Origin of the sequence: Stieleria sp., assembly GCF_041595215.1 — a bacterium.
GTDB classification, from domain to species: domain Bacteria; phylum Planctomycetota; class Planctomycetia; order Pirellulales; family Pirellulaceae; genus Stieleria; species Stieleria magnilauensis.
This window is the reverse complement of the sequence record NZ_JBFHKV010000109.1, coordinates 1-12,677: the sequence shown is the minus strand read 5'-3', so window position 1 is coordinate 12,677 and position 12,677 is coordinate 1. Positions and strand designations below refer to the sequence as shown.

Below are 12,677 nucleotides of genomic sequence, written 5' to 3'. Positions count from 1 at the left end.
GTGATGGTCAACCAATTGCTGTCCGGTGTCAGCGATGCCACCCGCGTGGTCGTGGTCACGTGGGTGCATTCATCAACGGGTGTCAAGCTGCCGCTGTCGACGATCGCTCAGCGCATCACCCATCTGAACCAGGACCGCGCCGCCGAGCAAAAGATTCTGTTGGTCGTCGATGGCGTCCACGCGTTGGGAGTTGAAGACTTCAACCTGCAGGAGGGATGTTGCGACTTTTTCATCGCCGGCTGCCACAAAACACTGTGCGGTCCACGTGGAACCGGCATCATCTGGGGCAGCGAAGCGGGCTGGAAACGCGTCCGCCCCACGATCCCGCCGTTCGGAGCGGAACGTATCGAATGTTGGCGCAAGGGGCTCGTCGATTCCGCCGCCATCGGGCGACGGATGACACCGGGCGGCTACCATAGCTATGAATACCGCTGGGCACTCGCCGATACCTTCGATTTCCAGCTCGCCATCGGCAAACAACGCATCCAGCATCGGATCCACCGTTTGGCACAGTTTTGCAAACGGAAACTCGCCGAGATGCCGCACGTCGAATTGCTGACTCCGATGTCGCAAGACCTGTCCTCTGGAATCGTTTGTTTCAACGTCAACGGATGGGATCCCAACGAACTCGAAACCGAACTGTCTCGCAACGGCGTGATTGCGAGTGCCAGTCCCTACAAGACGCCCTGCATGCGATTCTCGTTCGGGCTGTACACCAACCGCCGCGACATTCGGGCAGGGCTTTCCGTCATCGAATCGCTCGGTTGAAGACCTGTTGGAGAAGCCAGTTTGACGATTCATCGCATTGACGTGGCCTACCACGAGAATCTGGACGAAATCCTGTACGGCTTTGAACTGCATGAGCCGAGCCCCGGAAAGGAGATCGATTCCAATAGCATACGTCTGGACGGTTGGGCGTTGGCCCGACGTGGCAAGGTTCGCCGTCTTCAGTTGATGCATGGCGGGGTCCCTTGGAAAACCATCCCCGTCACACTTCACAACGAGACCGCCGCGAGCCGACACGCGGACGTTCGAGGCGCGTCGACGTGCGGTTTCCGTTGCAGTTTCGGAACGTTGGGGCTGCCGCCACAGTTTCAAATTGACGTGTTCGCGGTCTTGCAAAACGGTCGACGCGCGCCTTGCGCCACGATTCGCGGCGAGCGAGATCCCCTGCGACCCGCCTACGCCCCCAAGCTCTCACCGCTCACGATCACGTCGCTCGCCAGGACAGGAACCACGCGGGCCATGCAGACGCTTGCGCAGCACCCGTCGATCGTGCTCGACGCCCAATACCCATTTGAAGCACGTCCGGCCGGGTATTGGTTTCACATGTTGAAAATCCTTGCCGAACCGTCATTCGGAAAGAACACGTTCGAATCCGATCTTAGCGTTCTACCGCCGTGCCCGTTCAACAGCGAAGTCATCTCCAATCGGCCGACCCTCGGCGACTGGTTCGGTAACGCCTACATCAATCGTACCGCTGAATTTGCGCTGCAGAATATCGACGAGTTGTACGGCGAAATCGCTGCGATCAATCACAAATCGACCGGCGTCACGTACTTTGCCGAAAAGTCACTTCCGTGCCACCTTCAATGGATCGCCCGCGAACTGTACCCCAACGCCAAGGAAATCATCTTGATTCGCGATTTCCGCGACATGGTCTGTTCGATGATCGCGTTCAACCACAAACGCGGCTTTGCTACGTTTGGTCGAGAGAACGTCGAAAGTGACGCGGAATTCATCCGTATGAAACGGCACGACATTGCCCGACTGTTGGGCGTCGCCGAAGCTCGCAAAGAACATTGTTTGTGCGTGCGATACGAAGACCTTGTGCTAGAACCGGATTCCACATTGACGCGGATCTTCGACTATCTGCAGATCAACAGCGACTCGGCCACCGTCGCGGGCGTCATCGAAGCACACCAGTTGATCTGTCAAGACTTGGACTTTCACCGGACAACAGCCGACGATCGTACCTCGGTGGGACGATGGAAAACTGATCTGCCGCAAAAGTTGCGAGTGCTTTGCGACGAAGTCTTTGGCGAACTGTTGCAAGAATCCGGATACGACGTGTAAACCGAGTGGGAGAGGCTTCCTGCCTGTCGCGTGCTGGAATGATTCCGTGAAAACCTATCCCACAGGCAAGTTCCGAGACTTGTTCTCCGTTCGATCCTCAGTCCGTCAATAGCTTTTGAATTTCGCCCAAAAGCGTCGAGGCGCGATGTTGATAGAGATGCCCCTGCAACACAATTTCCTGGGCTTGTCGGACTTTCTGCTGCCTCTCCGCATCCGACTCGATCGCCTCTTCAAACACTTCCCCAAAGCTTTCGATGTCATCAAACAGGTAGATCGCGTCGCCGAAAATTTGCTCCACCTCGTCGCGGCGGTTGCTGATCAAGGCGGGCCGTCCCAACCCGGCGACCTCGTACACCCTCGGGCTTGCCGACTGTGGTCGCTTCTCTCCCGCATCGCGAAAAATATTCAGCACCAGTTTGCTTTGGCTGTACAGACTCCACTTCTGTTCGGCAGACACGGTGCCGGGAATGACTCGCACGTAATCCAGATCCTGGAGCCCATCACGCATCGTCGGGAAATGCCCAAAAATATCAAAGCGATGTTCGTTCAGTTCGCAGTACATCGCAATTTGCCGGATCCATTCCCAGCGATCTTCGAAAACGGTGCCGACGAAGACGAGATCCCGCACCCACGGATCGTCGTCCAAGGCCGGCGGAAACAACGTCGCCGTCGGTAGATAGGCCGCTTGGCCATTGGCACAGGACAACTCGTTCGTAAACCGCGTCGAATAGCAATCTCGCATTCCGATGTCTTCATAAGGATCGTCCGTGGCGATCAAAATGGTCGGCATGCCGCGTCGGGTCAGCGATTCGACGACCCAGCTGCGCGTCTCCCGAAAGTACATCCCGCTGATGAAGACGACCGCGTGGACGCCATTTCGGATGTCCATCGCTTTGCCGATCAGATCACTGCCGAGCAAATTGGGGCTGAGCAATTCCAGGATGGAAAACGTCGGATAGGGCAACACGTTCGCCCCCGCCTCGGTCAATCCTTCCAGATAGCCCTCCCACACATCTCGCGTCGAAAACGGGGCCGCATCGGCAACCAACATGATCGTTCCGTCTTGGAAACTCATTCCGCCGTCTTCAGTCATTGCCACCAAAATACCCCGTGTAAAGTGAAAAGTCTTCGTTGTGCTTGGCAATCTCCAGGTAGCTGAAATCGGCTCCGAGCAGGATGCCCACTTCGCGTTGTCGCGCCTGGCGGATCCGACCGATGCGTCGCCGGTTCTCGCGTAAACGATCCGCCAAGCGGTTGATGCGTGCGGTGAATTCTGCGGTGCTAAGAACGGATCGTTCGTCCGCGATCGTCCGGACGCGTTCGCGTTTGAGCTGAAGCTCGGCGCGCCGGACGCGGATCCGTGCCGATTGAAGCCGAGTGGTGGCCAATCGATCCGACAATTCCACCAATGGCTGCATGGTCTGTCGTAACACCCGGCGCTGTTTTTTCTTGCTCATGCTACACACTCTCGGAGGAAGAAATGACGTCGACCCATAGATTAACGGAAACTCGCTGCCGCGTTGTGATGCGAAACCCCAAAAAATTGCACAGGGTCTCCTGCATTTTTGGTTTTGAAGGCGCTCAGATGCGTCCCGCCGAATGCCGCTGCAGCAACCGTTCGGCGCTTTGGAGAGCATTCTGTAACTCCCGAGTCGGTTCGTCGATGTTTCGCATCACCTCGGTCAACTCGGTCGCTTGTTGAATCAACTCCTCGGCGGCACGCTCGTCCCCGCTTTGACGTCGGAGTTCAGCCAGATCGAGGGAAACACGGATGTTCGCCAAGATCACCGAAGGCTCCGCCGGGACGATCCGGCTGAGCTGGTGATAGAACTCCTGTGCGGCAATGAAATGAAGGATGGCGGATTCGTTGTTGTTGATGGTCTTGGCCAGCGCACCTGCCGCTGCATGCTGGGATGCAAAGTTTTTGAGCCGGTTCTTGTCCAGCGTGACCGGGTCCGCTTGATTCCAGCTTTTCAATCCGATGTCAAAGTGTTCGAGGGCCTCGTCGCGTTTTCCCAATCGCATCAGGATTTGGGCGTACCGCGTATGAATTCCCCCCTTGGCATCCCGGTGACCGCGGCGATGGGGGTAGTCACGAACGACTTCATCAATGAACCCCGCCGCCGCGCGGAAATGCGCCGCGGCAGCAACATCGTCATTCTCCGCTTCGCAGATCTGCCCCAACGAGCGGTGGCTGGCCGCCAAATCACGACGCAACGAAAACGTCTGATTGGGCGATGGAAACTGAACGACCGTCGAAGGATGAAAACGATACGCGTCGGAAGCAACACGTTGCAGCGCCAGGCGTTGCTTCAACAGATCCTCGTGAATCTGTCGTGATTTTTCGAAGTCACCATGCCGTAGAAGCATGTCGGCCAATTGATGTCGATTCCAAATCAGCGACAACGTCACCACCACCGAATCGGGGCGATTCTTGCTCACCGCGCCGAGTAGCTCGATTGCCCGCAGGTATTCTTGTTCGGCACGTTCGGGTTCGTCTTTTGCAACGCACATCCGCGCCCGCAAGTTGTGCGATTTTGCCAACCCAAAACGCCGTCCGCGCTCCACCGGGGGTGCCGCGCTGTCAATTTCGATCGCGCGTTCAATGGCGTCTTCACACACGTCCCACTGAGGGTCTCCGTCGACGGACATCTGCAGAATCGTTCGGGCGACACTACGGTAGCTTTCGGCCAACTCTTCACTGGTTCGCGCATCGCTCGAACCGGCCAGCGCGGTTTCAAACTGTTCGATCGCCGCCTGAAACGCCGCCAGCGCAGCGGCCGGGTTCTCCAACGACTCATGCAGGTATCCCATGCGAGTCCGGATGCGCCCGTTTTCGATCAGGCTGTCGGCATCATCACCGTTGGTGTCGACGAGCTGTTCGTAGAGCTTCAACGCCTCGTGAAGCAGCTCTTGTTGGATGGGGATGAACTCGGGCTCCTCCCGCTCGATCACACGGCTCAGCATCACTTCCACCGCTTCGATGGTCTTGTCAAAGTTTGCGGTTCGGCGTTCCAGGTGACGCAATGCCGTCTTTTGGTTGTGATTGGCGCGGATCCACAGACTGGTGATCGCGACCAGACTGACCACAATCAGCACGGCGATCGCGGTCGCCAGCGACGAAACCACGGGGTAACGTGCGCACAGCCGCATCGCCCGCTCCACCCGCGTGACCGGCCGCGCGTGGATCGGCTTTTTCTGCAACCAGAGTTCGAGATCGGTCGCCAAGTCTTTGGCACTCTGATAACGCCGTGAGGGAGATTTTTGCAGACACTTCAGACAGATCGTTTCCAGATCTCGTGGGATCGCGGGCCGCAACGATCGGGGACTGGGAGGATCGAGATAGATCACCTTCTGAATCACGGCTTGGCGGTCGCCGCGAAATGGCAATTCAGACGTCAACATCTGAAACAGAATCACTCCCAGCGAATAAATATCGCTGCGAGCGTCGGCGGTATGCGAATCACCGCGTGCCTGTTCGGGCGGCATGTAGGTCGGCGTGCCCAACACGCTGCCGTGGGCCGAAAGTGTCGCATGGGCCAGTTCCCGCTTGGCCAAGCCGAAATCGGTGACGTGGGGTTCGCCGTCCTGATCGATCAGGATGTTGGACGGTTTCAAATCGCGGTGAATCACGCCTCGGCAATGCGCATAATGGATGGCATCGGCCAACTTGGCACACATTTCAGCGACCTGCTTGACCGTCAGGGATGATGCGATGATCAATTTGGACAGCGTCACACCTTCGATCAATTCACTCGCAATCAGCGCTCGGTCGCCGTAAAAATGCACTTCGTGAATGGTGACGATGTTCGGGTGCTGGAATTGCGCCGCGGCCCGCGCCTCGCGTTCAACCATCTTTCGATTGAATCGATAACTGACGTCATCACGCGGGATCTTGAGCGCAACGAAACGATCCAGAACCGTGTCGTAGGCTTTCCAAACCTGTCCATAGCCTCCGATACCGAGCAACTGCAGCATCCGGAACTTGCCGATCGTGCTCGGCTCGGCCGCCGACTCGACCGATTCCGCCGTCCCCGTCGACGGGGTTTCCTGATGGTCGTTGATCGTCAGGCCAGCCAACGTGCGATCAAAAATGGAGAACGCCTGAAGCTCGGATCCGTGCTCCTGGTCGCTCACCAGGACTTGTGTTTCGCCCGACTCCAACCGCCGTTCGGCGTCCAGAAGCACTTCGATTTCGCGGCGGATGTCCTCGGGCAAACTGGACGATTCAAGTAATTCGATCTGACTGCGTCGATCAAGCCGGACCGCTTCGGAGAAGAGCGCTTCGATCGTTTCGTCGCGTTGCTCTGGCGTCATCGTGTCATACCAAAGTTGACGTTGGAGTTCAGCATAGGCGTCTGACCGGCCGCGTGTCGCGATGTTGTGATTGTAACAAATCCTGCCCCCATCATCGATGACCACCTCGATCGCCGTCAATTCCCGGAAGGGCGGTTGACGACCAATTGGTCCAGACGTGGGCCGATCGCATCGAGGGGAAGAACCGAATCGACCGCACCGGCTTCGATGGCGGCACGCGGCATCCCGAACACCACGCACGAAGCTTCGTACTGAGCGATCGTCACGCCGCCGGCGTTGTGAATTTTCATCAGCCCCTCGACACCATCGTTGCCCATCCCGGTCAAGATCACGCCCACCGCATCGCAGCCGAACGCCTCGGCGACGGTCTCGAACAGATGGGTGCCGGCGGGACGGAAGCCGCCGATCGGAGCCGCGTCGGAAAGTCGAATGCGTGATTGACTGACGCCGAGATGTCGATCCTGGGGCGCAAAGTAAACCGTCGCCGGCAACAAGGGCTCATGATCCTTGGCAATCTTCACGTCCAGCGGGATGACCTCGTCCAACCAGTTCGCAAAACCGTCCATGAATCCGTCGGCGATATGCTGGACAATCAGTACCGGAACCGAGATATCGGTCGGTAGCGCGCCGAGAATTTTAACCAGTGCGGGCGGCCCACCGGTCGAAGCGGCGATCGCAATCACGCGGATCCGGTGAGGTTTGGTCAGATAGTCCGGTGGAGACACCGCATGAACCTGATCGGACTGTTTGGGCATCAGATGTCGTCGCCGCCGAATGACAAAGACACCTGCCATAGCTTTGACGACTCGGACCACTTCCTTTGCTCGGGCGTCGTATTCGGGGGATGCCGGTCCGACCGGTTTGAGCAACAGGTGCACCGCTCCCGCTCGCAGCGTCTCCATCGCCGTCTCGACTTCGGCGGCTCGACCGGCCCCGGAAATGATCACAATCGGCGTGGGTTCCTCGATCATGATTTCACGGGTTGCGGCAAACCCGTCCATGACCGGCATGTTCAAATCCATCGTGACCACATCGGGTTTCAACTTTTTGACCTGCGCCACCCCTTCGCGTCCGTTCCTGGCAAAACCGACCACCTCCAGGTCCGGATCGGATCCCAAAATGGTTGCCAGCACCTCACGCGCCGTCGGTGAGTCATCGACGATCAAGACCCTCGGCATGCTCTGCGGCTTCCTAAATAAGTTGGGCGACGGTTTCGAGCAGATGCTGTTGCTCGAAATTTCCTTTCACGATGTAGGCGTTCGCGCCGGCCTGAACGCCCCGCTGTTTGTCGGCATCGGAGCCGCGTGCGGTGACCAGCACGACCGGCAAATCCGCCGCCGATTCCAGACCGCGCAGCGCCGCGGTCAATTCGAATCCGTCCATCCTCGGCATATCGACATCGGTGACGAGAATGTCAAACGGTTTTTCCTGGATCAGCTCCCACGCTTGTTGACCATCGGCGGCCGTCGTGACCTCATAGCCGGCCGATTCCAGGATATTGCGCAACAGCACCCGTGTCGTGACCGAGTCTTCGGCCAACAGCAGCGTTCTGCCATGGGTATCCGGCCCGGCGACACTTTGTTTGCCCGAACTCATCGACGTCCGCGATGCCGCCAACTGATCCAGCTTCAGCCCCAGTGCGGTCCGAACCACGTTGGCCGCGTTGATGACCAACGCGATCTTGCCCGTCGGCAGCAACGTGCAGCCAGAAAAATGCCGCAGCCGACGCACCCGCGATCCAAGATTCTTGACCAACACCTCTTGCTCAGACAAGACCTCGTCCACGACCACCGCGACGGACTGGTCAGCGACCTGCAACACGATGGCAAGCCCCTTGGTGGCGCTGCCCGACAACAATCCCTTCGAGGGCAATCGCAACGTCTGGGCCAGCGACGCAACCACCATCGGAGCCTCACCAAGAAGCAGAGAATCACGGCCGGCCGAGGAGCGGAGGTCGTTGGGGCCGAAACGTACCAAACGCTGAATCGCCGAGGTTGGAATCGCGTACGTCTGGTCGGCGACCTTGACCATCATCGAACGAATCGTGGTCAACGTCAGCGGAACGTTCAACGTGAACCGGGTTCCCCGACCGGGCTTGAACGACACATCGACCGATCCGTGCAAGGATTCCACTTGGCTTTGCACGACATCCAAACCGACGCCGCGACCAGAAATGTCGGTGATCAGTTTCGCGGTCGAGAACCCTGGGGCAAAGATCAAGCGAGCTTGTTCTCGCGGATCGTCGGGAACCTCGATGTCTCGTTTTCGCGCGATCTCGCAAATGCGTCGCAGATCCAGTCCGCCGCCGTCGTCTTCGACCCGCACCTGAACCTGGCCCCCACGCAGTTCCGCCGAAACCGTAATGGTTGCCCGCTCCGGTTTGCCCGCGCCCTGACGCTGCGCCGGAGACTCGACTCCGTGATCGGCGGAATTTCGGACCAGGTGCAAAAGCGGATCCTTCAGCCCCTCCAACACCGACCGATCGACTTCCACCTCGGCACCAACAATTTTCAACTCGATCTTCTTATTGCCCCCGGTCGCGATGTCACGCACGGCCCGTTGCAGCCCGCCGCAGGCATCCGAAAACGGCAACATTCGCACGTTGTAGACTTCGTCATCCAACAGCCCACAGGTTTGTTGAAGCAGACGGTTGTCCGACTCGATCGCACTGGCCAGCGCGTCCAATCGCGACGAAAGTGCGGTCAATCGACTGGCGGTGTGCTCGATCACCGCAGCAATCCGCCGCGGATTGGCGACGTCGCGATCGTCGAACGTCCGCTCGCCCAAATCGCGCATTGCCTGTTCGTTCTCACGCCAGGTTCCCCGCAGTTCCGCGGCCAAGTCACGCACCGCCGCGGCGTCCTTGGCGCGAAAGGCCAACCGACCACGGGCCACAAGTAATTCGCCGCTGTGCGAGAGCAATGCATCGAGCTTCTCCGCGGGAACTCGAATGGATGCGCCCGGGTCGGATTTCACTCGCTTTGTCGGCGGCATCTTTCCCTCGGTCTTTGCCCCCGAAGCGACCTCGGCTTGGGGCTGGACCGCGACCGCCGCCGGCGGTGCCTCCGCCACCTGCTTGGGCGCGGCAGGATTGAGCGGGGCCGACTTGGGCGGGGCCGGCTCGGTTTCGGCGTCATCGGCTTCAGGCCGCGAACGCTCAGCGGCCGCTGGCTCCTCCGATCCCGACAACAATTCGTCGATTCTTGATGTCCGTGATTCGATCTCGCCCAGATCCAACTCGCGGCCCGATTTGAGCTGATTTCCCGAGTCGCGAATCACATCGACCGCTTCGAGCATCGCGGTTGCCGTGCGTGTGGAGTATTCCGTTGTCCCCGCGCGGATCGATTCCAATTCATCTTCCAAGCGGTGACACAGCGTTTGAACCGGCGCGAGTTTGACCACGCCGGCGGCCCCTTTCAAACTGTGTGCCGAACGGAACAAGCTCGTCAACAGCTCGACCCGTTCGTCAGGATCCGTCACGCTTTCCATCGCAATCGCATCCCGGCTGAGACTCGCACAGCGGTCTTCGAGTTCTTCCAGGAAGACGGGAAGCAATGCCGCGTTGATGGGGGGCATTTTGGGTGCGGATTCGCGTTCGGTTTCCTGCGGCTCCACCTCGCAACTCGGCGGGCTTTCGTCAAACTCAAAATCATCATCGTCGTCGAATGCTTCGTCGTCTTCGTCGACCGATTCTGCAACCCCCGCGTCATCCGCCGCTTCGCTTGCGGTGTCGACGTTCGCCGTCGCCGCGTCTTTGCCGGTGACTTGGTCAGCCAGTCGCTCCAACTGAGGCAACATGTCGGTCAACGGCGCGCCTTCGATCCCTTGCTCGGCACGAATTCGCATGCCGATCTCTTCAATCGCGTCGACGACCTTCAACAAAATCGATGTCGTTTCTTCGGACAGCGTCTGACCGGAGTCGCGATAGTGTTCGAAAATGTCTTCCAGCCGATGGCAGGCGACATGGATCGGATCGACGTGAACCACCGCCGACGCCCCCTTGAGACTGTGGGCGGCGCGAAAGATCGATGTCCAGGCCTCGGCCCTTTCGTCGGCGGAAAGGTTGTTCTCCAACGCCAACAGATCTCGCCCCAGGCTACTGACATGCACGTGCAGTTCATCCAGGAACGTGGCCATCAGTTGCTGTACGAGTTGATCACGGTTCATCGGGTCGATTTCCCATGGGTTTAGCGGTCGGTCAGTGACGCTAATTCGTCACTCAGCGAGGCCAGGTTTCGGGCGGCATCTTCGATATGCCCGATCGCTTCGACACTCTGTTTGGTGACCGTATCAATGTTGCGGATCCCGTGATTCAGCTGTCCCACGGCAGCGGCCTGTTGATTGGCGGTCGCGGATATTTGTGACGCCGTTTGCGCGGACTCGGCCAACGTCGTCGCCAGCGAATGAATGGTGCCGCCGGCTTGGCCGATGACTTCATTGGCATCGTGCACCGTACGCGTTCCCTGTTCGGTGGACAGCACAGCGGCATTAGTGGCTTGTTGGATTTCGCTCAGGATCACACGGACCTGGGCGGTGGCCCGCTTGGATTCTTGCGCCAACGACTTGACTTCGGCGGCGACAACCGCGAACCCCTTTCCGTGTTCTCCGGCGCGAGACGCTTCGACCGAGGCGTTGAGTGCCAGAACGTTGGTTTGCTCGGCGATTTCACTGACCGTCGCGGTGATTTCACCGATCGCGGTGGCGCGTTCGGCCAGCGACAACATGCTGTCGGCGATTGACTCGACCTGCAGCTTGACCTTGTCCATGGCTTGGACCGAATCTTCGATGGCGCGGAGCCCGACGTTGCCGATTTCATCCGTATGCCGAGCGGATTTGGCGACGTCATCGGCCCGCAACGCGGCTTGTGCCGCGGACTGCGCGATCTCATCAGCGGTCGCCACGACCTCTGCTACCGTTGCCGCTTGCTCCTGTGTCCCGGCGGACTGCTGACTGGTGGTCGCGAGGATCTGCTGGGTGGCCACGGCCAAACGATGCACGGCATTCTGAATGGCCTGGAACAGTTTCACGCGTTCGGCTTCGGCCTGCTTGCGTGCGGTGATGTCTTGGATCAGCCCGATGAAGACCGTTTCGTCGTGGCGTTTCAATTCCGAGACACGCAGCGAGATCGCGAACGTCGATCCATCTTTTCGGACCGCATCGAGTTCACGATCGTGTCCGATGATTCGGGCCTCGCCGGTGGCAAAGTAGCGACGCAGATAACCGTCATGTTGTTCGCGGTGCGGTGAGGGCGTTAACATCGAAACGTTGTTTCCGATCACCTCATCGGCTCGATAGCCGAACAAGGTTTCGGCGGCCAAGTTGAACGACGTGACGATTCCTGAAGAGTCGATCGTCACCAGACCGTCGGCCGTCGCATTGAAGAGCGCCTTGGTTCGGGCCTGTTGATCGGAAGCCTCGCGAATCATCGCGTTCAGTTTTCCCGTCATCGAGCGGAATGACGACTCCAGCTTTCCCGCCTCCCCCATCCCGTGCGAGACGGCGATTTCAGTATCCAAATTGCCGGCGGCGATTTGGTCCGCCGATGCCAACAGGTCCGACAGGGAAGCGGTCAGTTTTCTGGCGATCAAGAACACCAGCAGCAAGGCGGCGAGGGTGACGATCGATCCGATCACCACATAGGTCGTTGCCAATTCATTGACGCTCGCCAGTGACGTCTCGCTGTACTCGCTCAAGGCCACGAACCAGAATCGACTCGTGTCTTCCGGTGCGTTGTAGAACATCCGCCGATAGGTCGCGACCATCCCACGGCCATCAGGTCGCTCAGCGGTGCCGACGAATTCGGCGTACGTGTCCAAGTCCCGATCATAGGCTCCCGCGGTATTGCGACGCGCCAGGCGTGCGGCGCGGACGGGGCGTACCTCCGCGAACATCGATGGGCTGAACAGTGGAAACGCGTCGGCACCGCTGGAGTACAGAAACTGCATCGACTCGTCGGCAATCTCGATTTTCAGGCTATCGAATTCCCGGTCGCTGTCCATTCGTGACGGGTCAAACGCGACCGCACTCTCCAGTAGTCGACGCCCATCGACGGTGATGATGAAAATGCCCTGGAGCGTCTGCCCGTCGCGGCCGGCGCCGGCGGAAAAAAAGGGCGTGCAGAAGTGAACGGCGACCTTCCCCAACCGGTCTTGGATCATCGGCGAAATGTGTACCTGCCCCTGCTTCAAACCGGACGCCGACAAGAAATACCCTTCCGTGGTGATCGCCGCGATCCCTTCGGTGATCAGCACCGATGACGTCCCCTGCTTCTCCACCGCCATCAC

General features: G+C 59.0%; 8 protein-coding genes. 2 read left to right on the top strand and 6 right to left on the bottom strand.

What is annotated here, in order from left to right; all coding sequences use genetic code 11:
* Together ABX749_RS06660 and ABX749_RS06655 are read left to right on the top strand one after the other, a co-directional pair.
* Positions 1-768: aminotransferase class V-fold PLP-dependent enzyme (locus ABX749_RS06660; RefSeq protein ID WP_372895283.1), on the top strand; the 768-nt coding region annotated here is incomplete at its 5' end.
* 21 nt (positions 769-789) lie between these two features.
* Positions 790-2,076, top strand: coding sequence for a sulfotransferase (locus tag ABX749_RS06655; RefSeq protein ID WP_372895282.1), 1,287 nt, complete (start codon positions 790-792; stop codon positions 2,074-2,076).
* Between the two features lie 97 nt (positions 2,077-2,173).
* On the opposite strand, the gene ABX749_RS06650 is transcribed toward ABX749_RS06655, so the two are convergent.
* The 6 genes from ABX749_RS06650 to ABX749_RS06625 all read right to left on the bottom strand — a co-directional run.
* Positions 2,174-3,151, bottom strand: coding sequence for a glycosyltransferase (locus ABX749_RS06650; RefSeq protein ID WP_372895281.1), 978 nt, complete (start codon positions 3,149-3,151; stop codon positions 2,174-2,176).
* 10 nt (positions 3,152-3,161) lie between these two features.
* Positions 3,162-3,533 carry a hypothetical protein gene (locus tag ABX749_RS06645; RefSeq protein ID WP_372895280.1) on the bottom strand — a complete coding sequence of 124 codons (372 nt, stop codon included), beginning with the start codon at positions 3,531-3,533 and terminating at the stop codon, positions 3,162-3,164.
* Between the two features lie 124 nt (positions 3,534-3,657).
* A complete protein-coding gene (locus tag ABX749_RS06640; protein WP_372895279.1) occupies positions 3,658-6,498 on the bottom strand; it encodes a protein kinase in 2,841 nt (946 codons plus the stop codon).
* An 11-nt stretch (positions 6,499-6,509) separates the two neighbouring features.
* Complete coding sequence (gene cheB, locus ABX749_RS06635; protein ID WP_372895278.1) at positions 6,510-7,571, bottom strand: chemotaxis-specific protein-glutamate methyltransferase CheB; 1,062 nt, start codon at positions 7,569-7,571, stop codon at positions 6,510-6,512.
* Positions 7,572-7,584: 13 nt separating this feature from the next.
* Complete coding sequence (locus ABX749_RS06630) at positions 7,585-10,560, bottom strand: response regulator (protein WP_372895277.1); 2,976 nt, start codon at positions 10,558-10,560, stop codon at positions 7,585-7,587.
* Positions 10,561-10,580: 20 nt separating this feature from the next.
* Positions 10,581-12,677: methyl-accepting chemotaxis protein (locus ABX749_RS06625; RefSeq protein ID WP_372895276.1), on the bottom strand; the 2,097-nt coding region annotated here is incomplete at its 5' end.

Excerpts from the sequence above, each read along its gene's own strand:
- ABX749_RS06650 (WP_372895281.1), bottom strand. The coding sequence starts at position 3,151 with ATGAGTTTCCAAGACGGAACGATCATGTTGGTTGCCGATGCGGCCCCG.
- ABX749_RS06645 (WP_372895280.1), bottom strand. The coding sequence starts at position 3,533 with ATGAGCAAGAAAAAACAGCGCCGGGTGTTACGACAGACCATGCAGCCA.
- cheB (WP_372895278.1), bottom strand. The coding sequence starts at position 7,571 with ATGCCGAGGGTCTTGATCGTCGATGACTCACCGACGGCGCGTGAGGTG.
- ABX749_RS06630 (WP_372895277.1), bottom strand. The coding sequence starts at position 10,560 with ATGAACCGTGATCAACTCGTACAGCAACTGATGGCCACGTTCCTGGAT.